Genomic DNA, 21,998 nt, shown 5'->3' on the forward strand with positions numbered 1-21,998 from the left:
ATGCCCGCTGCCGCTCGACTGGCGTTTCGAAAACGGTCAGTCAGACGAAAACAAGCAGATTGATATAGTCATGTATATGTTTGTATGTTTGAGGTCGGGCTGCAATGAGGTATAACCCGGACGAGCGCACGCAAGCGAGCTGCGGCCGCAACTGGCGACCAGTGATGTATTCGGCGAACGAGGTGTAGAGCCTGAAAGTCGCAGGAAAAATGCGACCTGCCGGGTGACAGAAAGTCAGTTCGCGTTGTCGGTCCCTATGACAGCACCAAACGCGGCGAGGAAGTCGCGTTGTCAGCGAATATCGACCTGATACTGGAACGCTGCAGCAGCACCACGCGTGGTGCGCCATTCAATAGGCGTCCCGGCGAAATCGGATGCCACACGGTGCACAAGGATTACCGGGCTGCCAACGTCGATATGCAGGAGCGCCGCATCAGCGTCCGTCGCCTGTTCGACGTTCAGAATCTCGGTTGCGGATGCGACGATTTGGCGGCAAAGCCGCTCGTAAAGCGGATAAAGCAAATCCTCGAAGCCACCAAGGGGCAGAGTCGCCAGCGCTTCGAAACGGCTTCGAGGTAGCCATATTTCTTCCGACAAAACGGGTTGTCCGTCAATCAATCGTACCCGCGAGAGATGAACAGCCTTCTCCGTCGCCTTCATCTGCAAGGTTGAGCGAATCGTCTCGTTTGGCTTGACGACCTCGCGGCTGAGCACCTTCGCCGTCGGTCGGACCGGCTTCCCGTCAGCTGACTTGAATCGGAAGAAGCGGAACAACGACGAATCAAAGCGCGGGCGCCGGACAAAGGTCCCCTTTCCCTGGGTGCGGGTGAGCACCCCGTCGGCCACCAGCAAATCAATGGCTTTCCGAAGTGTGCCGGTCGACACGTTATAAAACAGGCTGAGCTCCGCCTCTGTGTCGATTGCCTTTTCTGGCGCCCACTCGCCCTCCGCGATGCGGCGCACCAGGTCATCGCGTAGCTGCTGGTATCGCGGCAAACGACTGTCTGGCCTGGCCGAGAACGACTGCATATCCATGATTCATATAGTTGTTCACAGGAATAGTCACTGTACAACATCTGCCGGAACAAGGGTAAATCCCCAATGACTTCTTCGTCGAAGCGCCTAAACTAAACATATAGTCATATACATGAATATATGAATTTACCCTGGAGACGGCGATGTTCACCTGGTACAAGCAAGGCACACCTCTCGAACGAAACACCTTCTGGGGATGTTTCGCGGGTTGGGGCCTCGATGCCCTTGATGTGCAGATGTTTACCCTCGCAATCCCCGCAATCATCGCAGCGTACGGCATCGACCACACGCAGGCGGGCGCGATCAGCGGCGTGACACTGGTGTCATCGGCGATGGGCGGCTGGCTGGCGGGCGCCTTGTCCGACAGGATTGGTCGGGTGCGGACGCTGCAGATTACGATTCTCTGGTTTGCAGGATTCACTTTCCTTTGTGCCTTCGCCCAGAGTTTTCCTCAACTACTGGTCCTGAAGGCCCTGCAAGGGTTCGGGTTCGGCGGAGAGTGGGCTGCAGGCGCCGTGTTGATGGCTGAGACCATCCGGACGGAACACCGCGGCAAGGCCATGGGCGCGGTACAGAGCGCCTGGGCTGTCGGCTGGGCCGGCGCAGTGCTGTTGTATGCCGCAGCTTTTTCGTGGTTGCCGTCAGACACGGCGTGGCGTGTCATGTTCGGTGCTGGCCTGCTGCCCGCGCTTCTCGTCCTTTACGTCCGCCGCAATCTCCGCGAACCTGTGCGCGTTGAGCCGTCTCGCGCTGAACCAGTGGTTTCTGTGTGGGGGCAAATCGCGCAAGTATTCCAGCCGCGCGTCATCAAGACCACCGTTATCGGGGCGATTCTGGGCACAGGCGCACACGGCGGGTACTACGCCATCATGACCTGGCTGCCGACCTTCCTCTCCAAGGAAAGACATCTGTCGGTCCTCAACACCGGTGGGTATCTTGCGGTTGTTATCGTGGCTTTCTGGTGCGGCTGTATGGCGAGCGCTTACCTGCTCGACCGTATCGGACGGCGTCGCAACATCGCATTCTTTGCATTTTCTTGCATCGTCACCGTGCTCGCCTACGTGATGCTTCCATTGAGCAACACGCAGATGCTTGTTCTGGGCTTCCCGCTAGGCTTTTTCGCCGCCGGCATCCCGGCCAGCCTGGGCGCACTTTTCAACGAACTCTATCCTGCGGACATGCGCGGGACAGGCGTCGGCTTTTGCTACAACTTCGGTCGCATCGCCTCGGCGGGTTTCCCGGTGCTGGTCGGGTACATGAGTCATTCGATGTCGCTGGGAGCAGCGATTGGTATCGATGCCGCAATTGCGTACGGGCTGGCGATGGTTGCCGTGTTGTTGCTTCCCGAAACGCGCGGCAAGCGCTTGCGGCCGTCCGGCGTCGAGCAGGCTTCACAACTGGTCGCCGACGCCGAATTAGCGCTTGACCATCACCGGAGCCAGCGATGACTCAGGCCCCATCCATCGCGCGGCCACGGCTGCCGCGCGTTGACACGCACGCGCACGTGTTTGCCAGGACTCTGCCGCTGGCGGACGGACGGCGCTACGCACCCGACTATGACGCAACGCTGGACGCCTACCGGAAGCTTCTGGACGAGAACGATATTGGCAATGCCGTCCTTGTCCAGCCCAGCTTTCTCGGCACCGATAACAGCCATCTTTTACAGGCGCTGACCAGCGACATTAGCCGGCTGCGAGGTGTAGCAGTCGTGTCCCCCGAAATTTCAGAAGACGACCTGCAGCGACTGAACTGTCAGGGTGTGACGGGCGTGCGTCTCAACCTTGTCGGACAGACGCTCCCCAAGCTGGGCTCGGCGCCATATGTAACGCTTTGGCGGCAGTTATCAAAACTAGGCTGGCATGTTGAGTTGCACAGGGAGGCGTCGGACCTGGCGCCGCTCGTCAACACTTTGCTGGATGTGGGCTTGCCAGTCGTCGTTGACCATTTTGGCCGCCCTGACCCGGACAGCGGCACACGCGACCCGGGCTTCAACGACCTGTTGGAGTTTGGCCCATCTGGCCGCGTGTGGGTCAAGATTTCGGGCGCCTATCGGTGCTCGGAGCCGGACTCGAGTTTCATGCGCGATGCCACGGACCAACTCATAGACGCATTTGGCGCCGAACGTCTGATGTGGGGTAGCGACTGGCCACATACGCAGTTTGAACATGCGACGGCCTACAGCCAGACGCTTACCGCGTTGCTGGACTTACATCTTGCGCCCGCGATTGTCGAGGCAATCCTGTGCTCAACCCCGCACTCGTTTTACGGGTTCGACAAAGACCCCGTGAGGGATATTGTCCCGACGACACCGACTTCCCAACTCACTTCCTGAGGTCATCATGCAAGTCACCGGTATGTTGCACGGCGCCAGATTGCTGCAGTTCGTGGGCTTTCCGACGCCCGAGATTCTGGGTCCGGACGCTAGCGAAGAACAGATTCGAGCGATGCTGAAAAAGCACGGCATGATTTTCATCAAGCCGGTTTTCAAGGGCGGTGTTGGCAAGAAGGGCAAGGCCGGTCTGATTGGCCGCGCGACTGACCTGACGACCGCCTTGAAGGAGAAGGAGCGTCTTTACTTCGTCGAACATCACGTTGCCAATACTGTGTCGAAAGCCAATGGTGTGACCTTTGAGGCGGGTGTGCCGGCCGAGTACGAGGTCTATTTCTCGATTACCGACTCGACACACTTCCGCGCACCGACGATGACGCTCACACATCACGGTGGCGTCGACATCGAGGAACTGGACAAGTCGCAAGTCGTGCAGATTCCGTTTGACCCGCTCACCGGGCTCAAGGCGTTCGTCGTGGCGAACGCGCTTTCGACGCTGGGCGCACCCAAACAGATTATCTCGCCGCTTGTACAGCACCTCCCCAAGTTATGGGAGCTCTACCACGGGTTCGGAATGACGACCCTCGAACTCAATCCAATCCGGATGCGCGAGAATAGCAAGGGACGGCTGACACCCGTCGCCTGTGACTTCAAATGCGGCTTCGACCGTGATGACCCGCGCTGGCAGCGCCTTGACCTGCCCGCGCATCTCTTCGCAGTCGACTATTCAGACTTCGAACAGGAAATCAACCAGCTTCGCACGTATCAGGGGCAGAGCGACGTCTACGTCATTAACGCGAAGGGCAGCATTCTCGCTCCGACGTTCGGTGGCGGCGCGAACTCCCTTGTCACGCAAATGCTCGGAGACGACGCCATCATCTCGTCAGACTTCGGCGGCAACCCACCCTACGAAAAAATGAAGGAAGTTGCCCGCATCTGCTTCAAGCACTGGATTGAGCAGAGCAATGTGCTGTTCATCATTGGTGGAAAGTCGAACAACACGGATATTTTCGAAACATTTCGCGCAATGGCCGACGCGTTACGCGAGCACTTCAGTCAGCACGGCCCGACGCCGCTCTATGTGGTGGTCGGCCGTGGCGGTCCGAATCTGGTTCGCGGAATGGGAGCATTGCGCGACACGCTCGATTCGCTGGGATTGCCGTACACCTTCTTCGGCTTTGACTCGGACATGAGCGAGGTGGTCCTGTACGCGAAGCAGGTTGACCAATGGATGAAAGCAGGCGGCCGTGAGCAGATTGCCGCGAAGCTGGGAATTGCGGTCAAACAGGCTGCCTGAGCATCTCATCGACTGAGGAGAATCATTATGTACAAGCAGGGAATTGGCGATTTTAAATACTTCGTAGGAATTAGTTCGTTATCCCAAGTTGCCACAAAGGACGACCGCGTTTGCGTGCTCAACATTCTGGGCGGCGAGTCGAGCGATGTCACGCCCGTCGGTCATGCCTATTCCGGTGGCAACGTGGTGTTTGGTACGGCTCCGGGAAAGCGCGGACAGGTACTGGAAACGGCACTTGGAAGCGTGCCGGTCTACAACAATGTCCTTGAAGGCCTGAACGATGGTCACCGGTTCAACTGCGGCGTCATCTATCTGCCGCCTTCCGCTGCACGGGACGGCGTGGCTGAGCTAATCCGTGTCAATCCGGAACTGAAGAAGATTTTCATCGTTACCGAAAAGCTGGCCGTCAGTGACTCGCGCGAAATCCGCGCGATGGGTCAGTCCAACGGGGTCGACATTTTTGGCGGCAACAGCCTCGGCGTGGCTGACGCCTGGAACCAGGTGCGTATCGGGGGAGCGCTGGGCGGCGACCACCCTGAAGAGGCATTGCGGCGTGGCTCGATTGCCTTGTTTTCCAACTCGGGCAACTTCACGACTACCATCGCAACCTACCTGCGGATGGCCGGATGGGGCACGACTACAGCCATCTCAAGTGGCAAAGACGTCTACATTCAATTCGCGGCGCCCGAGTTCGCTGCGGCCTTGGCAAACGACGCGCGAAGCAAGGCGGCCGTTCTTTATGTCGAACCGGGCGGCTACTACGAGCTCGACGCCAACTTTACGAAGCCGGTGGTTGCGTGCGTCGTGGGTCGCTGGAAGTCAAAGCTGACCCGTGCTGTCGGACACGCGGGTGCTATGTCCGGAGGCGCGGACGACGCCGCATCGAAAGAACAATGGTTTCTCGATAGATTCGGGGTGTCAAGTGTGTTCACACCGGACAATCCGGCCGTGTCGGCAAAGGGTGCGCTTGTCACGAACATCGCGCACATACCCGCAGCACTCACGGCTGTGATGCGTGAAAACGCCTGCAGGCCAGATTTCGAGCCGGAAGGTAACCTCGCATTAAAACCGTGGTTTAGCAGTCACCGCGGATTGAGCCTGCCGCAGGCGCTGGATTTGCCTGTCGTGCAGGCCACGGCCCCATACGATGCCCAGATTGCCGCGCTCGACAAACAGGTTGGAGCTGTACCACCGCGACAGTCGATGAAGGATGCTTCTGGCGCGTCGCAGATGGACCCAAAGTCGCAGGTGACCAGTCTCTACGGCGTTTCGATGCTTGATGCGGCGCAGTACCCCCTTGAGACAAACGTAAGCCTCGCGCTGCTCCACGAACCCGGCGGGATGAACGACCGCGCGCTAATCAATGTCGCTGTGAGTGCGTTCCTGAACCTGTATGGACATCCCGCACTTGGGGCTGCCCAGGCGGCACGGGATGCCGGTAATGCACCAAACACTGTCCTTGCAGCGGCGGCGAGTATCATCGGGCCCCGAGGGCAAGCCGGGCCTCGCCAGGCGGTCCGCGCTCTAATCGACGCCTTTGCCCCGGTGAAGCTCGAGAACGCGATGGATGAGAGTTTCGACTTTTCGCGCGCCGAAGTCACCGACCTCAACCTGTTCGTCGGCAGTGAACCGGATTTTCGGGCCCGCGCAATCCTGGCGGGACTCAAAGCTCGCGACGTGAAGTCGACATTCGTGCAATATGTTGAAAGCCTGCCCGGCGAGCCGACTACCGATGGCGTATTGGCAGCCATTTGCGCGACGCTCGCATGGGGACCGCTCATGCGCAAACGCATTTCACGCCTTTCGGCTGAGAGCCTTCCGTGGTGGATACAACTTTTCGGCTCCCTGATAGGCGCTTCAGTGCCCTCGGACCAGCATGGTCCGGACAGCTTCTGCGGCGTCGAAACGAAGACAGTCCTGGAGGAGCGTTCGCTTGGTGAAACCGCCTTCGGCGCGTTGTTTGGATTGTGGCCAGGCACGAGCGACTTGTTTTCCTTCCAATTGCTGGTCGGTCTGCTGCTGTCAAATGGACCCGGAACGATTTCCGCGCAGGGTGCAAAAGGTGCGGTCTCTGCCGATGGTCCCGAAGACCCCGAGCGCGTCCAACTCAACAAGGCGTTAATCGGCTTCCTTACGCACAGTGGTTACACACACGGTGGCAATGGATTTGAGGGAATTGCGTTTCTGCTGGACCAGTTCGCGCATAGCGGACTGACTGACCCGGGCAATCCTGCGCACGGGCTGGATTTGAAAGCACTAGCGATGACGTACGTCGAAAGTTACGCCAAATACAAATCGAGCAAGAAAACGAGCGGCAGCCTGGACATCCAGAAAATCCCTGGCGTGAATCATCCGGTGTTTAAAGATAAACCCGTCAATCACGACCCGCGTGAAATGTTCGTGCGGCGATTGTTCGCCGAGCGCGACGAATACAACATCTTCCACGACTTTTACCGGACGTTGGTCCAAAGCCTGTTCGACGCGGGGGTTTCGCGAAACGTTTACTGCGTCAACATCGATGCGGTGATTGCCGCGTTACTGCTCAAGATGCTCTGGCAGCCGTATCGTGACGGAACGTATTCGCGCAACGCTTTGGAGACGGCCGCCTTTACCATCTTTCTTTACCCTCGCATGCTCGGTTGCGCGGCTGAAATCGATGACCATATGAACCGGGGAAGGAACATGGATACACGTACACCAGCGTCGGAGTGTCGTTTCGTTGCGTAGCGGAATGACCCGGAAGCGCACGAAGTCTTTCCGCGCTGCCGGGTTCATGCCCACAACTATCAGTTGTCTCCGCACGGGATTGGGGGTGCGAGTCGTGCACGCTTTTCCGAACAACCCGAGCCTATGTGGCGATTATTCGTTGGCCTTGCTCAACTACGACGCGTTTCGCTTCGCGAGGCTTCTCCTCTTTGGGTTGCGGTGATCATAGACGTTCGCTGTCTCGGAAGTGTGCTTTACCCGGACCTGAAACATGCGCGATACCGAACATATGGTTTAACGCGATCATTTAGCAATTTCATCAGTGACGTCTCCTGCAAGGCGGAACGAGCGCCCAAGGAAGACCCTGGATTACGAAACACCGGCTGAACGATTTCATCGAACTATTGCATCGACCGGTTGAATCCGCCCCTGTCAGCGGACACTGGTGCGCACTGATGTGCTGTTTCCTGGAATCGAGTGCGTGGTGTGGCGTGAGACGATGCGACCGGGAGCCCCCAGACGTCTGGGCGACGGTGTGGGGCGAGCGATTTCTTTGCGAATTGGACATGTGCGAATTGCTTTCGGCTGGGCGCGGACGACCTTTCCTATCGATGGACTTGCTGCGGGCGCGAGGAGATTGCACGCGCGGAGCGCGAGTCGCCGTTGCAACAAATCGTTGAGGGTCAAGCCCATGTCAACGAAGAGCGAGCACGGACAGGGCGCGCAGCGACGCATCCAGGTACTGATTGGCGCAATCGTATTCATTCTAATTGTGACTGCCGGGTGGATCATTCACCAGACTCGGACGGTCGCACGCCAGACTTCCCTGGCGTTGGCGTCGGCCGCGACAACGGCGAACGACGCCGGAAATTATGACCGCGCAATGCGCTTCGCGATGCTGGCGTTGGGCAACGGTTGGCTCTCGCCGGGATCGGCAGAAGCAGAGCTTGAGCTTATGCGTGGCGCGCAAGCATCAGTGCAGATTGCGTTGCTCGGTGGCCATCAGAATGCGGTTGATTCCGCCGTCTTCAGCCCGGACGGTAAGCGGGTGGTGACCGCGTCCTGGGATGGGACAGCGCGGGTGTGGGACCTGGCCACGGGTAAACAGATTGTGCAGCTCAGTGGCCATCAGAATCTGGTCTATTCTGCCGCCTTCAGCCCGGACGGCCAGCGGGTGGTGACTGCGTCCGCAGACAGGACCGCGCGGGTATGGGACGCGGCTACGGGCAACCAGATTGCGCAGCTCAGTGGCCATCAGGATCTGGTTTATTCCGCCGCCTTCAGCCCGCACGGCCGGCGCGTGGTGACTGCGTCCGCGGACAGGACCGCGCGGGTATGGGACGCGGCTACGGGCAAACAGATTGCGCAGCTCAGCGGGCATCAGAAACCGGTTTTCTCCGCCGCCTTCAGCCCGGACGGCCGGCGCGTGGTGACCGCGTCGGCGGACAGGACCGCGCGGGTGTGGAATGCGGCGACCGGCCACGTGATCGCACAGCTCACCGGGCATCGGGAACCGGTAAGCTCCGCGGTCTTCAGCCCGGACGGCCGGCGCGTGGTGACCGCGTCCGATGACAAGACCGCGCGGGTGTGGGATGCGGCGACCGGCCAGGTGATCGCGCAGCTCATAGGGCATCGGGGACCGGTTTTCTCCGCCGCCTTCAGTCCGGACGGCCAGCGCGTGGCGACAGCGTCCGATGACAACACCGCGCGGGTGTGGAACGCGGCGACCGGCCAGGCGATCGTGCAGCTCACTGGGCATCGCGGACCGGTGAGCGCCGCCGCCTTTAGCCCGGACGGCCAGCGCGTGGTGACCGTGTCCGATGACAAGACCGCGCGGGTGTGGGATGCGGCGACCGGCCAGGTGATCGTGCAGTTCACCGGACACGAGGGGCCGGTGAATTCCGCCGCCTTCAGCCCGGACGGTCAGCGGGTGGTGACTGCGTCCCGTGACAGGACCGCGCGCGCATGGGACGCGGCGATGGGCATCTTGCTGCTCAGAGGGCATCAAGGGTCAGTTATTTCCGCCGCCTTCAGCCCGGACGGCCAGCGGGTGGTGACCGCGTCCCGTGATCGGACCGCGCGGGTTTGGGACGCGACCACCGGCAAACAGATCGCGCAGCTCAGCGGGCACCAGGATCTGGTTTATTGCGCCGCCTTCAGCCCGGACGGTCGGCGCGCGGTGACCGCGTCCGCGGATGGGACCGCGCGGGTGTGGGACGCGGCCACCGGCAAACAGATCTTGCTCCTCAGCGGTCATCAGGGCCCGGTTGATTCCGTCGCCTTCAGCCCGGACAGCCAGCGGGTGGTGACCGTGTCCTGGGATGGGACCGCGCGGGTGTGGGACGCAGCCACCGGCAAACAGATCTTGCTCCTCAGCGGGCATCAGGGCCCGGTTGATTCCGTCGCCTACAGCCCGGACGGCCAGCGGGTGGTGACCGCGTCCAGGGACAGGACCGCGCGGGTGTGGGACGCGAGCACGGGCAAACAGATCGCGCAGCTCAGCGGGCACCAGGATCTGGTTTATTGCGCCGCCTTCAGCCCGGACGGTCGGCGCGCGGTGACCGCGTCCGCGGACAGGACCGCGCGGGTGTGGGACGCGGCCACCGGCAAACAGATCGCCCAGCTCGGTGGGCATCAGGGACCGGTTTTCTCTGCCGCCTTCAGCCCCGACGGCCGGCGCGTGGTGACCGCGTCCGCGGACGGGACCGCGCGGGTGTGGGACGCAGCGACCGGCGAGGTGATCGCGAAGCTCACCGGACATCAGGGACCGGTTTTCTCCGCCGCCTTCAGCCCGGACGGCCAGCGCGTGGTGACCGCATCCGCGGACGGGACCGCGCGGGTGTGGGACGCGGCGACCGGCGAGGTGATCGCGAAGCTCACCGGACATCAGGGACCGGTAAGCTCCGCCACCTTCAGCCCGGACGGCCAGCGGGTGGTAACTGCGTCCGCGGATCAGACCGCGCGGGTGTGGCCTATCCGATGGCTCATGCAGAAGCGAGGTCAGAGCCTGGCTAAAGCCGTGTGTAGGGAAAGGCTCGTGGGAGCAAACCTGCTCACAACCGATGATGAAGCTGCCCTTTCTCTCGTACGCGGGCGCCGGGGCGAAAACGTATGTGGATCGTAACTCGCCGACCGGTCGGAGCGAGCTGCAACGATACGTTTGGCCAGCGCGACCAATTGCTTTCCAATCTTCCTGACTAGCTCTCACATCGAAGTCCGCGGCCATGAGCAGGTCCATCGCCTACTCGTAGGTCCGCTCATGTTTTCCTCTGCACCGAGAGCCGCTCATCCGGCGTTCATTGCGTTGCATCGACCGGTTGAATCAGCCCAATCTACGTCGGTCAGTCGCTGTTGCTGCTGAAGTCGTCGTACCGCGCCGAATGGGGGTTTCCGGGCGGCAGTATCCGGGACCCGAACTGCGGCTCGATAATCGCGAGATCGTCGCCGCGCATCTGGCGTCGCCGGAGCAATTGCCAGGCTTCGCCGTGACAGGCGCGGTCGCTGTGTATCTCGGCAGGGATGTCTGCGGCTAGTCGAGCCGTTTTTTTCCTGATCGTTCGAGTCCGCGTGACGCTGCGCGAGGCGCGGGCCTTCCAGGCATCGGGGTTACAGCCCCACGGTTTTTAACGCTTCCTGATTCGCTAGCATGGCATCGATAAGAGCGCGAGCCTTGCGGTCGACGCACGTGAGAGCAACACTTTCCGACTCGTAGGTAACGGCATCGGCTAAGTCACCGGTGACGTGCTGTTTTCTTGTCCTTCTACGCAACGACCATGTCAGCGCGATTCCAACGGACAAACGGGCCGTCCGCGGCTCCATGTGCGCTTCGATGACGAATCCGCGATAACGCCCGACAATGTGATGTTTCATTGATTGACTTCACCGTCTTTCGCCTTCATCGCTCGCCTCTCAATGCACGACGCCAAAGAACAAGATTGCGCCTTCGGCCGGCGTCAGGCCCGCCTTGAAGTAGCCTTCGAGCCGGTCGGCTGTCGCTTCATCGAGCGTGAAGGGCGGATGGACGTAGCCTACGGCGAATGCATGGTCGTACCAGTCGTTGAGCCACGAGCGCAGCTCTATCACGTCCTGCGGCAGTGTGTTCGAAGCATCGTCGTGCATGTGCGTTTCCCCGGCTGGCTGAACGATCAGGCCGCCATGCGGCCTATCCCCATTTCCGGACGGCGCTGGCCCGGCGGAAACACGTGCCATGCGCCGTCGGCATGGCGAAAGAAGAAGAGCGAAAACGCCCCGGTCGGCAGATCGATTTGAATGCACACCCGGCATGTTCCACCCGAGCGCGAGCGGTTCAGCAGACGCACGCGCGCCCCTCGGCCCCCCGTCGGGCCAACGAGTTTTTCGACCTGAGAACGCAGCGATCTGTTGCCCGCCATGATTTTCCCCGCGATGCACGATGATTCGATGCTATGGCGATCGGTGCGTGCGTCCAATCGGCGCCGGCCGGAATGTCGTTTCAGGAATCGCTGGTTTCAGCCGTCAGGACTTCCTGAACCGGAACAGCATATAGAACGCCATTTAAGGGTCTTACCCATCTGCGGGGGCTTTCGCCATGAATGACATTAAGGATTTCCTGACACGCGAATCAGGAAGTCACACCCTGATTTTCCAGCTTGCGCTGAATGCGACACACTTTCTGCTCGTAGATGATGAGCCATCGAAATGCAATGTCGAATTGATGCAACATGATCGGCTATCTATCGGAACGGGAAAACGTCATCGAGCAAATCGACGCGATATGTCTGCGACTGTTCGACACCTGGTGCGAGACGCGCAGCGTGACATCGCTTGCGTATTTGATGCACTGCTGGCCGTTGATAGACAGCACGACCAACGCGCTCAGGCGCCTGGGCGAAGCCATGCGCGAGTTGCGACGCAATCACGCGGAGCAGATCGACGAGTATGATTTTCGCGCGCTGTGCGAGGTGGCCGACCTCATCGACGAACTGACCTTGCCGCGCACGGTCCGACTGATCGCGGTGGCGGGCGAGGTGTCGCACTAGCGAACGGCAACGCCGGCCAGGCGCGCAACTGCTTACAGGCACGCATGCGGCGGCTGTGAGGCCACGGGGCGCGCCGTTTCATCGGACGTTTGAAACCCGTAGCGGGCGTGATGGACCAGGCGCCGGCATCGAGTGCAGAATAGGACGACCACAACGGCGGCACTCGCGGGGATATATGGCGCTCGACATTTTCGACGCATGGTGGAGCGGGCTCCTGCAACCCGCTGAGCGGTATCTCGAAGGGAACACCGCATCATGAGCCATCTCGCCGCTCCGGTCGCGTATACGGGCACGATTCTGATCGTCGACGATACGCCGGGGAATCTCGGCGTGGTTGTCGACAGTCTCGAGGCGCGCGGCATTCGCGTGCTGGTGGCGCTCGACGGTATCGAAGCGTTGGAGCGCGCAGCCTTCTCGCAGCCCGATGTGATCCTGCTCGACGTGAAGATGCCGGGCATCGACGGCTTCGAGACCTGTCGGCGCCTCAAGCGCGATGAGCGCACGCGCGATATCGCCGTCATATTCATGACCTCGCTGATGGACAACGAGGACCGCGTCGAAGGCTTTCTGGTGGGCGGTGTCGATTATGTGACCAAGCCATTGCGCGTCGATGAGATGGTCGCGCGCGTTGGCGTGCACCTCGAGCTGCGGGTGATGCACAAGCAGGTTCTCGCGCAGAACCGGCAACTGCTGGCGGAAGTCGCCGTGCGCAAGGAAACGGAGGCCGCGTTATCGCAAGCGCGCGACGATCTGGAGCGACGTGTCGCATTGCGCACCGAAGAGCTGGCGCGCGCCAACGCCAACTTGCGGGCGCAGATCGACGAGCGGCGGCGCGCGGACGCGCGCCTGCAGGCAAGCGAGGCTCGCTTTCGCGCGATTGTCGAAACGAGTCCGGTGCCGCTGTGCATCACCTCGATGCCGGATGGGCACATCCTGTACACGAACCCGCCGCTGCGCGAACTCTTCGGCATGGACGAAGGCTTGTCCGCCAATATCGCGGATTTCTACGCCGAGCGGGGCGAGCGCGAGCGTCTGATCGAACATCTGCGGACCAAGGGTGGCTTGCGCAACACGGAGATACAGTTCCGGCGCCAGGACGGTACCCGGTTCTGGGCGATGGCGACGGCGCGCGCCGCGACTTACGACGATTCTCCCGCGATCTATGTGGGCCTGAATGACATTACGGGGCGCAAGCAGATGGAACAGGAACTCGTCGAATCGCGCGAGCAGCAACGCGAACTGTCCGCGTACATGGAGGCGATCCGCGAGGAGGAGAGAAAGCGCATTGCGATGGAAATTCACGACGAGCTGGGGCAATTGCTGACCGCGCTCAAGATGGACGTGTCTCTGCTCAAAATGCGCATCGCGCACGACGCGGAAGCGACAAAAAAAGCCGACGATATGCGCCAACTGGTCGAAGGCACGATCTCGATGGTGCGCAATGTCGCGAGCCACCTGCGGCCCGCGGCGCTTAACTTCGGCATCGTGTCTGCGCTCGAATGGCTTGTCGACGAGTTCAACCGCCGCAATGCGATTGCGTGTGAATTGCGCATCGAAGGCGGCGAACCCGCGCTGTCCGACGCCCACGCGACGGCCCTGTTCCGCATTGCACAGGCTTCGCTGACGAACGTCGCGCGTCATGCCGCCGCCACACGTGTCGAGGTGACGCTTGTTTCGACGGCCTCACAGCTCTTGCTGCAGGTGCGTGACGACGGATGCGGCTTCGATCAGCAAGTGGTGAGTCGCAACTATTCATATGGCCTGCTCGGCATGAACGAGCGCGCGCGGCTGATCGGCGGATCGCTTTCGATCGACAGCTCGCCGGGCGCGGGCACCATGGTTTCGATTCATATTCCGCTCGATGGCGGAGCTCGAACATGATCAGGATACTCATTGCGGACGATCATGCGATAGTCCGTGGCGGACTCAGACAGATCATCGCGACCACGAGCGATATCGTCGTTGCGGCGGAAGCGGCGCAAGGAGCGGAAGTGATCGACAAGCTGCGCTCGTGCGCGCTCGATCTTCTCTTGCTCGACATGACGATGCCCGGCATCAGCGGCGTCGCTCTGATCCGCAGGGTACGGGCGGAACATCCTTCGTTGCCGGTGCTGGTGCTGAGCATTCACGACGAGGCCCAGGTCGCGTCGCGCGCGCTGCGCGCGGGAGCAACGGGATATCTGACCAAGGACAGTGATCCGGAGGTGCTGCTCGCGGCAATCCGCAAGCTCGCGGACGGCGGCCGTTTCATCGATCCGAAGCTCGTCGATGCGATGGTGTTCGATACACAGCGCGGCGACGTCCCGCCACATGAAGTCCTGTCGGACCGCGAATTCCAGGTCCTGCAGATGCTCGCGGCAGGCAGGAGCATCAATGAAATTGCCCAGGCATGTGCCCTCAGCGCGAAAACGATCAGCACACACAAGATGCGGTTGATGCAGAAACTCGGGCTTTCCAACAACGCTGAGGTGATCCGGTACGCGATCCGGCACGGAATGATCGTCGAGTAGAAAACGAAGGATGATGCGGTTGACGTTCTGAGGCGCGAATCACCGCGGTAGCCTCTTTTCCAGATATTGCTCGACGAAGCTGAGGATCGCCTTGGACCGGTAAGCCTTCGCCAACCGGCAAAGGTGGTCTGCGAAGGGTCGATAGCGCTCGTCGAGCTCGCTCAAGTGTTGGGCGTGTTGCACGATGGCACGCATGTCGCCGAGTCGCGCCAGGTAGTGCAGCGCTTCGATCTCCCCCTGCGGCGGTGCCATCAAGGGCGCGGTAAAAGGAGCGGCAGCGGGTACAGCCGTGTGGTCCGCGCCAGTGACTTGCGCCTTGCTCGCTTCGTCGATCCACTCGACATTCAGGAGCGACGCGACATGGGACAATAGCCGGCCGAAATCGATCGGTTTGGCAAGAAAAGCGTTTGCGCCGGCCGCGAGACTGTGCGCCGCATCGGTCCCCGAGGCGCTTGCGGAGACTGCGACGATGGGCAGATCCCGGAACTCGGGCATCTGGCGCAGGCAACGCGTGGCTTCGAGCCCGTCCATCCCGGGCATGACCACATCCATCAGGACAAGCGCAGGATGCAGGGTGCGGGTTTTCTCCAGAGCTTCGGATCCGTTGCCAGCCTCCGCCATGTCGAATCCGAGCGGCCCCAGCATATCGACCATCACGGCACGGTTCTCCGCCACGTCATCCGCGACCAGGATAGCCTTGCGCGGCCCCTTGTAACCGCTCACGATCCGTCCAGACGCGGCGACAGCCGCCGGGGGCGCCACCACCTGGACATCCAGCTCGATCGAGAAGACGCTGCCAATATCGCGGCGACTCTCGATATGGATGTCGCCGCCCATCAGGCGGACGAGTTGCCGGCTGATGGCGAGCCCCAGCCCCGTGCCGCCAAAGCGGTGCCGGTCGTCGCTCACTTGCTCGAAAGGCCTGAAGATTTCCTCCAGGCGCCCTTCATCTATCCCGATGCCGGTGTCCTGCACTTTGAAACATAGTCGCGCGGGCGGCGTAAAAGCGACGCTCAGATGCACGCTCCCCTGCTCGGTAAATCTGATCGCATTGGAAAGCAGGTTGAGCAGCGCCTGACGGAGCCGTATTTCGTCCACCCGGACAGCCGCGGGCAGATCGGGTGGCATGTCGCAATCGAAGGCCAGGCCCTTTTCCGTTGCCTTGACCCGCATCGTCTCGGCAACAAAACAGACGAACTGTTCGAGCGGAACGTCGGAAAGATTGAGTTCCATTCGTCCAGCTTCGATCTTGGCTATATCCAGGATGTCGTCGATGAGCGTCAGCAGGTGTTCGCCGCTGCGCTGGATGACCGCGAGTCCGTCGATCTGGCGTTGATCGAGTGTCGTGTCGCGTGTGAGGATCTGCGCGTAACCAAGAATCGCGTTCAGCGGCGTACGCAGTTCGTGGCTCATGTGCGCGAGAAAGTCACTTTTTGCCTGGTTGGCCGTATCTGCATGTTCCTTGGCCACGGCGAGTTCCGCTGTCCGTTCGCGGATCATATCTTCGAGGTGCTCGCGATAGCGCCGCAATTCCGCTTCGGCATGCTTGTGCTCCGTGATGTCGCGTGAGATGCCGAGCAGGAACTGCGGCACGCCGCGCACGTCGGCGATCGGGATCTTCATCGTGTGCAGCAGGCGCACGCCATGTCGCGTATGAACCGGCTCTTCCTGTATGTCGATCATGTGATGCGACTCCAGCACGGCCCGATCCTTGAGCGCGAAGAATTCAGCCTCCTCCGCGGGAAACAGATCGTGGACGGACCGGCCGAGGAGCTCCTCGCGCCGGTAGCCGAGAAGTTGCTCCGCAGCCTTGTTGCAGCGCACGAAGCGCAAGGTCGCGGCCTCCTTGACGAAGATCGTGTCCGGGATGTTTTCGATGATGCTGTTAAGAAAGTTCTCGCTTTCCCGGACGGCGTCTTCGGCGTGCTGACGTTCGGCGATCTCGGCCGCCTGACCCGCAAGCGCCGTACTGAGTTCGGCCGTGCGCTGTGCGACGCGCGCCTCGAGTCCGGCGTTGAGCTCCTTCAACGCATCCTCGGCCTGGCGGCGCCGGCGCCGGTCTTCAAGGAACTGCTCGACTGCGCGCGCCATATCGGCAATCTCGTCGCCGCCGTGCACGGGGACTCCGGCTTGCGTGCTCCCGGCATCGCCGTGCCGCAGAAAGTGACTGACGCGGCGCAGGCGCGCCACGACATGGCGCCCGAGGAATTCGCGGGCGATTAGCCAGGTGAGCAGCAGGCTCACCGCGACTCCACCTGCCACCCATTTGCGTGTGCGATCTGCGCGAACGGCCAGATCCTGGACTGCTTCGCGGTAGTCGCGCGTCAAATAATCGGACTGCCGTTGCGCCGCGACGGCCAGAGCCTCGGCCGCGCCGCGCAGATCCTTGTCGAGGCTGGTCAGCGACACGCCCGGCCGTTGCCCATCCGCCGGCGCGCCCCGGGGGCCGAGCGCGGTCTCGCGCACCTGCGCCTCGATGTTGACGATGTTGCGAAAGCGTTGGCTCGACCGATAAAGCGTCAGCGCGTCGACCTCTGGGTCGTCGCTTGCGGCCGCGGAGGCCAGGCGGTCAACCAGGCGGTCGAAGGATGCCAGCTGTTCGAGCACATGCCGATGGGTCTCGCGCACGGCATCGATCGTATCGTCGCGAGACAACTGCAATGCGAGGCGTTCAATGGTCAGCGTGTGCTGTACCAGATCCTGCGCATCCGCGAGGCGCGTGAGCCGCTCTTCGGCCAGCTGGCGGATCGAGTGGGCCGAACCGGTCAACGAGTAAATCGTCGTGGCTCCGACGACGACCACCAGCGCGGCCAGGCACGAAACAACGAGCGCAAATTGAGCGGTGAGCGATTGTGGGAAAGGCAGTTTCACGGTCGTTGCCAGATCTGACGATAAATGTCGCGATAGCCGTTGTCAGGGTCGTAGAGTAGACGATCGCCGCCGTCCGCGGCGACGTTGTCCGCCGTCACGAGATGCACCGGCGTCACGTAACCCGTGACGCCGGCGCCCGCGAAAAGTCGGTTCATTTCGTCGACCAGTTGCCAGCCGTGCAGATTCAGGGGTTCGGCCACGGTGCCGGTCTGGAACGTGCCGGTGCGGATGCGCAGGAAGGCGGACTCGCTGCCGTCGCCAGCCGACAGCATGATCATTGCAGCGTTCGGCATTCCCGCCTGAGTCAACACCGGGGCGGCGTAGTCGAAGTAGATGTCGTTGATCGCCAGCGCACAGTTCCAGCGCGGGCCGTAACGCGCGAGCAGGGCGCGTGTCGTCCCCGGCACCAGTTCCCGGCTGCGCGAAATCGCCACGTCGCGCACTTCAAGCAGGGTACAGCCACTGCACGCGCGAACGACGGCAGCCATTTCATCCGCCTTGCCTTGCGCAATTCGGAAATTGGAATCGGTGAAGATGACGACACCCGCATGCCCGCCGGACTGCACGATGGCCGCCAGCGCGGTCACGCGCGCGACCTCGAGCGGATCCGTCGCCACGTTCATCGCCACGGGCGTGCCGGGCACCGGTCCGGCCCGGGCCGCGACATGCCAGCCGACGATCGGGATGTTGTTCTCGGCAAACGGCCGCAGTGCGGGGAGCAGCGCGCGTGCGTCGCCCCCGGCGAGGATCAGACCGTCGGGGTGGCTTGCCAGCGCATTCGCGAGCATCTTCAGACGTAGGTCGGCCGCACCCGCGGAATCGAAGATCCTCACGCGCCAGCCGATCACCTTGGCCGCCTCCAGCACACCATCGACCACACCGAGGATGCCGCCATTGCGCAAATCCTCGGTGACGACCGCGATGTGTTTTCCAGATTGCGCGGGTGGCCCCTTGCGTGGCCCGTTCCAGGGTGCAGCGGGTCGCGAAGCGGCGTCGACCACTCGCCTGGCCAGGGCCAGGAAGTCCGTCGCGGCGACCGGGGCTCCGGGCGCAGGGCCAGGCAATAAATCCTGCGCGGCGGCGGCCGGCAGCACACACGCGCAAGCCAACGCCAGAAGGAAGCCCTTCATGCTGTTCCCCCCATTGGCTCCGTCGAGGTCGATTGGGGGTGCCCAAAGCCGCTCGCGGATGACCTTTTTAGCAGGATATTACAAGCCGATTCCCGCGTGTCATCGGTCATGCGCTGGCGCAGATTGGATCAAGCGTGGTCGGCACTCAACTGCAATGGTCTGATGGTCAGTGTTTGCCACGATTGCGCGATCAACCGTTCATCGATCGCAAGCCTTAGAGTTTCTCGACTGCAAGCAGGTACGACAGCATGACGACTGGCAGTGTCGTTTGGCACGGAAGCCGCTTCGCCGTATCCGGGGTTGAGGAATGGCGGTGAAACGGTCGAAACTGCATCTTCCCGCGATCGGGCTGGGAACATGAGATTTCGCGGGGCGACGTCAGGCGTTACATCATCTCGGGTTTCGCCAGCCGGGTGCCATCGCTAAAGCGCGTCAATCGATATGGCTGTGTCTCGATCCCAGTCGCGTCGTCCGTCACGATGCGGCTAACCAGCATGCCGGCTCCCGGTCCCAGCCCGAATCCATGACCGCTGAACCCCGAAGCGATCACAAGGCCCGGCTTGCTCTCCACGCGTGACATCAACGGCACCAGATCGGGCATCGTGTCGATCGCGCCTGCCCACGCATGAGCGATACGCAATCCCGACAGTTCGGGAAAGACCGTCGCAACGTTTTGCAGTGCACGCGTCGGCCACTCGGCATCGGGCACGGGATTGAGAACCCGCGTCACCTCGAACGGAGAGATGTCGTCGTGGCCCCAGTCCGCACTTCCTTCGGGGCCGCCGAAGAAAGGTTGCGCGATCCGGAATTTGAGCTTCTTGTTGAGTTTGCTGCGGAACATCTGGCGAAACTTGACCGCGTGCCGCAGGTTCTGTGGCGCGATCTCCATGCGTCCATAGCCCGGCACCGCGATCGTGTAGCCGCCGTCCAGCCGCCGCCGCATCGCGAAGTTCGGGCCGGAGAAGCACCCGTCTATCACGGCCGGCGCTTCCGCCGTGCGCAACGCGGTGCCGATCACATTGACCGCCGGCAGATCGATCCCATGGTGCCGGCAGAACAGGGCGCTCCACGCGCCGCCGGCCAGCACGACGCTGCTCGCGCCAATCCGGCCGCGCTCGGTCCATACGCCGGAGATTCGACCCGCGCTGCTATCGAGTCCGCGAACCGCACAGGTCTGATGCACGCGCGCGCCGAGTCGTTGCGCGCCTCTTGCGATGGCGGGCGCTGCTCGCGACGGCTCCGCGCGTCCATCGGAATGCGACCACACGCCGCCCGCCCACTTCGCCCGACTATGCGGAACGCGCGCGGCCAGTTCTCGAGCCGACAGCAGCTGACTGTCGAAGCCGAGCGCGCGCGCCTTGCCGAGCCATGTTTCCCACTGGGCGACATCGGCAGACTGCTCGCTTGCGTACAGAATGCCGCTGCGCCGAAAACCGATGTCCTCGCCGAGTTCGTCGCTCAACTCGCCCCAACGCTTCAGGCTCTGCATCGCGAGCGGCAACTCGTAAAGGTCGCGGTTCTGCTGACGCACCCAACCCCAGTTGCGCCCCGACTGCTCCGCGCCAATGATGCCTTTTTCGAGCAGCACGACCGATACGCCGCGCCGTGCCAGCGCGTAAGCGGTGCTGACGCCGATAATGCCGCCGCCGATCACGGCTACGTCGCAGCGATCGGGGAACCCCTCGCTATTCGGGACTTCGTCGATTCTTAGCATGTTTGAGCAACCATGATTGACATGAGCAGCCGGGTACCGGGTGCGTACGCTGTCAGAAGATCACATAGATCTTCCGCAGCGTTTCATCGATGTTCCAGAGTCCTTCCGTGTTGGCTTGGAAAAATAGCGTGTCGCCGGCGGCGAAGCGGACCGTGTCTTCTCCGTCGGGCGTGAAGCTGCCGCTGCCCTTGATGAAATGCATCACCTCCGCCTGCTTGACGGAGCGCCGGTAGGTGCCGGGCGAGCACTCGAACACGCCGGTATCGATTGCTTCGTGACCGGGAATGACGTACTGGCGTCCCGATACGCGCGACGGTTCGGTACCGGGCAGGCCCGCGGTTCCCCAATCCTCCAGTGCGGAGACTTCCGCGGCTTGCCTGATCTGCTGAACTTTCATTGCGCTGTTTCCTGTTGTCGTGAGCGGAGGTCGATACGTCGTTCGATCCGGCCTAGCCGGACCACGGTGACGCCGGCGCGCAACTGGCGCAGCGAGGGCATCACCAGCATGCAGTCATCGTACGGAGTCGAGACCGGCTGACCGTCGGACCATGCGATCACGGTGCCGGCCTTGTCGAACGTCTCGAGGCCGGTGTAAGGGCCCGCGAAACGGAAATCCATGCTCCTGGCGACGACCGGTTCGGTCACGCGCACGATGCGCATTTCGTCGGGCAATGGCGCGATCCAGCCGGGCGGCAGGTCGGCTGCGTCGACGATGCCCGACAGCAACAGAAAGCGCGCGGTGCAGTCGCGCGCAACCGTCACCGCGCTGGCTTCCCAGTGCTGGCCGCATTCGATCAACAGGGCATTCTTCGGACTCGTGTCGTCGCCGAAGCCCTCGTAGTCGCGCATCCGGCGGCCTTCGGGATGGCCTTCGTCCTGAATCACGGTGGCGGGCGTGCCGAGCCGCTCGGCCAGTTCGGCTCCCTTGCGCAGCGGCCCCGCGACGATCAGCGGCGCGCTTTTTTCATGCATCGAATGCAGGTCGAGCAGCAGATCCACTGTGTCGATCACCGGCCGCATCGCGCGCGCACGATCGAGTTCCGACGAGCGGGTCGCCAGATCGTCGAGCTTCGCGGCGGTCCAGACACGGTTGAAGTCCTGATCGACGAAACGCGCTTTGTCTGGTGTCGCGGGATCGAACCGCGCATACGCGGCGACGTTCGCGAACGACAGCGTGAGCTTGCCGCGGCGCGGGCGCAGGCCGCTGCGCAACAACGCGTCGACGGTGATCGCGCCGCACACTTCGTTGCCATGCGTGAGCGCATTGATCATCACGTGCGGCCCGGCTTGGCCGGAGTCGAACGAGTGCACGTATGCAATGCCGGTATTGCCGTCGGCGTGCGCCGAGAGGTCCGGAAATTCGACTTCGATCGGATAGGCTTCCATGT

At 62.0% G+C, this 21,998-nt stretch carries 17 protein-coding genes and 1 pseudogene; 9 read left to right on the forward strand and 9 right to left on the reverse strand.

Features of this window, described 5'->3' with window-relative positions:
• Positions 1 to 291: 291 nt before the first annotated feature.
• Positions 292 to 1,035 (reverse strand): GntR family transcriptional regulator, encoded by a 744-nt coding sequence (locus OKW37_RS40075; RefSeq protein ID WP_184068273.1) that lies wholly within the window; start codon positions 1,033 to 1,035, stop codon positions 292 to 294.
• Between the two features lie 143 nt (positions 1,036 to 1,178).
• Between OKW37_RS40075 and OKW37_RS40080 the strand changes: the two genes are divergently transcribed.
• From OKW37_RS40080 to OKW37_RS40105, 6 genes and pseudogenes are all read left to right on the forward strand, one after another.
• Positions 1,179 to 2,483: an MFS transporter gene (locus OKW37_RS40080; RefSeq protein ID WP_184068270.1), complete on the forward strand. Its 1,305-nt coding sequence runs from the start codon at positions 1,179 to 1,181 to the stop codon at positions 2,481 to 2,483.
• The gene (locus OKW37_RS40085; protein WP_184068267.1) at positions 2,480 to 3,367 is read left to right on the forward strand and encodes an amidohydrolase family protein; all 888 of its coding nucleotides are present in this window, start codon (positions 2,480 to 2,482) and stop codon (positions 3,365 to 3,367) included. Before OKW37_RS40080 ends, OKW37_RS40085 begins: the two co-directional genes overlap by 4 nt.
• 7 nt (positions 3,368 to 3,374) lie before the next feature.
• Positions 3,375 to 4,661: an ATP citrate lyase citrate-binding domain-containing protein gene (locus tag OKW37_RS40090; RefSeq protein ID WP_429402502.1), complete on the forward strand. Its 1,287-nt coding sequence runs from the start codon at positions 3,375 to 3,377 to the stop codon at positions 4,659 to 4,661.
• A 27-nt stretch (positions 4,662 to 4,688) separates the two neighbouring features.
• Complete coding sequence (locus OKW37_RS40095) at positions 4,689 to 7,388, forward strand: CoA-binding protein (RefSeq protein WP_429402501.1); 2,700 nt, start codon at positions 4,689 to 4,691, stop codon at positions 7,386 to 7,388.
• Positions 7,389 to 8,058: 670 nt separating this feature from the next.
• Positions 8,059 to 10,491 (forward strand): WD40 repeat domain-containing protein, encoded by a 2,433-nt coding sequence (locus OKW37_RS40100; protein ID WP_429402500.1) that lies wholly within the window; start codon positions 8,059 to 8,061, stop codon positions 10,489 to 10,491.
• Positions 10,492 to 10,697: 206 nt separating this feature from the next.
• Positions 10,698 to 10,900 (forward strand): annotated as a pseudogene (locus OKW37_RS40105) (NUDIX hydrolase); the annotation flags it as partial.
• Positions 10,901 to 10,973: 73 nt separating this feature from the next.
• Here OKW37_RS40105 and OKW37_RS40110 read toward each other — a convergent pair.
• From OKW37_RS40110 to OKW37_RS40120, 3 genes are read right to left on the reverse strand one after another with little or no spacing between them, the layout of a single operon-like run.
• Positions 10,974 to 11,237 (reverse strand): hypothetical protein, encoded by a 264-nt coding sequence (locus tag OKW37_RS40110; RefSeq protein WP_429402499.1) that lies wholly within the window; start codon positions 11,235 to 11,237, stop codon positions 10,974 to 10,976.
• Positions 11,238 to 11,276: 39 nt separating this feature from the next.
• Positions 11,277 to 11,486, reverse strand: a complete 210-nt coding sequence (locus tag OKW37_RS40115) for a hypothetical protein (protein WP_429402498.1) — start codon at positions 11,484 to 11,486, stop codon at positions 11,277 to 11,279.
• Between the two features lie 26 nt (positions 11,487 to 11,512).
• Positions 11,513 to 11,758 carry a hypothetical protein gene (locus tag OKW37_RS40120; RefSeq protein ID WP_026226136.1) on the reverse strand — a complete coding sequence of 82 codons (246 nt, stop codon included), beginning with the start codon at positions 11,756 to 11,758 and terminating at the stop codon, positions 11,513 to 11,515.
• 309 nt (positions 11,759 to 12,067) lie between these two features.
• Here OKW37_RS40120 and OKW37_RS40125 point away from each other — a divergent pair, with 309 nt between their 5' ends.
• From OKW37_RS40125 to OKW37_RS40135, 3 genes are all read left to right on the forward strand, one after another.
• Positions 12,068 to 12,385: a hypothetical protein gene (locus OKW37_RS40125; RefSeq protein ID WP_429354404.1), complete on the forward strand. Its 318-nt coding sequence runs from the start codon at positions 12,068 to 12,070 to the stop codon at positions 12,383 to 12,385.
• A gap of 255 nt (positions 12,386 to 12,640) precedes the next feature.
• Positions 12,641 to 14,266: a response regulator gene (locus OKW37_RS40130; protein WP_429402497.1), complete on the forward strand. Its 1,626-nt coding sequence runs from the start codon at positions 12,641 to 12,643 to the stop codon at positions 14,264 to 14,266.
• Positions 14,263 to 14,895, forward strand: a complete 633-nt coding sequence (locus tag OKW37_RS40135; RefSeq protein ID WP_090811083.1) for a response regulator — start codon at positions 14,263 to 14,265, stop codon at positions 14,893 to 14,895. Before OKW37_RS40130 ends, OKW37_RS40135 begins: the two co-directional genes overlap by 4 nt.
• A gap of 39 nt (positions 14,896 to 14,934) precedes the next feature.
• On the opposite strand, the gene OKW37_RS40140 is transcribed toward OKW37_RS40135, so the two are convergent.
• The 5 genes from OKW37_RS40140 to OKW37_RS40160 all read right to left on the reverse strand — a co-directional run bounded on the left by OKW37_RS40140 (position 14,935) and on the right by OKW37_RS40160 (position 21,996).
• The gene (locus tag OKW37_RS40140) at positions 14,935 to 17,766 is read right to left on the reverse strand and encodes an ATP-binding protein (RefSeq protein WP_429402496.1); all 2,832 of its coding nucleotides are present in this window, start codon (positions 17,764 to 17,766) and stop codon (positions 14,935 to 14,937) included.
• Positions 17,763 to 18,896 carry a substrate-binding domain-containing protein gene (locus OKW37_RS40145; RefSeq protein ID WP_429510124.1) on the reverse strand — a complete coding sequence of 378 codons (1,134 nt, stop codon included), beginning with the start codon at positions 18,894 to 18,896 and terminating at the stop codon, positions 17,763 to 17,765. The genes OKW37_RS40140 and OKW37_RS40145 overlap by 4 nt, the downstream gene beginning before the upstream one ends.
• Before the next feature lie 385 nt (positions 18,897 to 19,281).
• Complete coding sequence (locus tag OKW37_RS40150) at positions 19,282 to 20,610, reverse strand: NAD(P)/FAD-dependent oxidoreductase (protein ID WP_429402494.1); 1,329 nt, start codon at positions 20,608 to 20,610, stop codon at positions 19,282 to 19,284.
• A gap of 52 nt (positions 20,611 to 20,662) precedes the next feature.
• Positions 20,663 to 21,007, reverse strand: coding sequence for a cupin domain-containing protein (locus OKW37_RS40155; protein ID WP_187613530.1), 345 nt, complete (start codon positions 21,005 to 21,007; stop codon positions 20,663 to 20,665).
• On the reverse strand, positions 21,004 to 21,996 hold the full coding sequence (locus tag OKW37_RS40160; RefSeq protein ID WP_429402493.1) for a M14 family metallopeptidase: 993 nt from the start codon (positions 21,994 to 21,996) through the stop codon (positions 21,004 to 21,006). The genes OKW37_RS40155 and OKW37_RS40160 overlap by 4 nt, the downstream gene beginning before the upstream one ends.
• Positions 21,997 to 21,998: the final 2 nt, after the last annotated feature.

The organism is Paraburkholderia sp. MM5482-R2, from assembly GCF_050436125.1.
GTDB classification, from domain to species: domain Bacteria; phylum Pseudomonadota; class Gammaproteobacteria; order Burkholderiales; family Burkholderiaceae; genus Paraburkholderia; species Paraburkholderia tuberum.

Bases quoted from the DNA above. Each gene is read 5' to 3' on its own strand.
- OKW37_RS40075 (WP_184068273.1), bottom strand. From the start codon at position 1,035: ATGGATATGCAGTCGTTCTCGGCCAGGCCAGACAGTCGTTTGCCGCGA.
- OKW37_RS40080 (WP_184068270.1), top strand. From the start codon at position 1,179: ATGTTCACCTGGTACAAGCAAGGCACACCTCTCGAACGAAACACCTTC.
- OKW37_RS40085 (WP_184068267.1), top strand. From the start codon at position 2,480: ATGACTCAGGCCCCATCCATCGCGCGGCCACGGCTGCCGCGCGTTGAC.
- OKW37_RS40090 (WP_429402502.1), top strand. From the start codon at position 3,375: ATGCAAGTCACCGGTATGTTGCACGGCGCCAGATTGCTGCAGTTCGTG.
- OKW37_RS40095 (WP_429402501.1), top strand. From the start codon at position 4,689: ATGTACAAGCAGGGAATTGGCGATTTTAAATACTTCGTAGGAATTAGT.
- OKW37_RS40100 (WP_429402500.1), top strand. From the start codon at position 8,059: ATGTCAACGAAGAGCGAGCACGGACAGGGCGCGCAGCGACGCATCCAG.
- OKW37_RS40110 (WP_429402499.1), bottom strand. From the start codon at position 11,237: ATGAAACATCACATTGTCGGGCGTTATCGCGGATTCGTCATCGAAGCG.
- OKW37_RS40115 (WP_429402498.1), bottom strand. From the start codon at position 11,486: ATGCACGACGATGCTTCGAACACACTGCCGCAGGACGTGATAGAGCTG.
- OKW37_RS40120 (WP_026226136.1), bottom strand. From the start codon at position 11,758: ATGGCGGGCAACAGATCGCTGCGTTCTCAGGTCGAAAAACTCGTTGGC.
- OKW37_RS40125 (WP_429354404.1), top strand. From the start codon at position 12,068: ATGATCGGCTATCTATCGGAACGGGAAAACGTCATCGAGCAAATCGAC.
- OKW37_RS40130 (WP_429402497.1), top strand. From the start codon at position 12,641: ATGAGCCATCTCGCCGCTCCGGTCGCGTATACGGGCACGATTCTGATC.
- OKW37_RS40135 (WP_090811083.1), top strand. From the start codon at position 14,263: ATGATCAGGATACTCATTGCGGACGATCATGCGATAGTCCGTGGCGGA.
- OKW37_RS40145 (WP_429510124.1), bottom strand. From the start codon at position 18,896: ATGAAGGGCTTCCTTCTGGCGTTGGCTTGCGCGTGTGTGCTGCCGGCC.
- OKW37_RS40150 (WP_429402494.1), bottom strand. From the start codon at position 20,610: ATGCTAAGAATCGACGAAGTCCCGAATAGCGAGGGGTTCCCCGATCGC.
- OKW37_RS40155 (WP_187613530.1), bottom strand. From the start codon at position 21,007: ATGAAAGTTCAGCAGATCAGGCAAGCCGCGGAAGTCTCCGCACTGGAG.
- OKW37_RS40160 (WP_429402493.1), bottom strand. From the start codon at position 21,996: ATGGAAGCCTATCCGATCGAAGTCGAATTTCCGGACCTCTCGGCGCAC.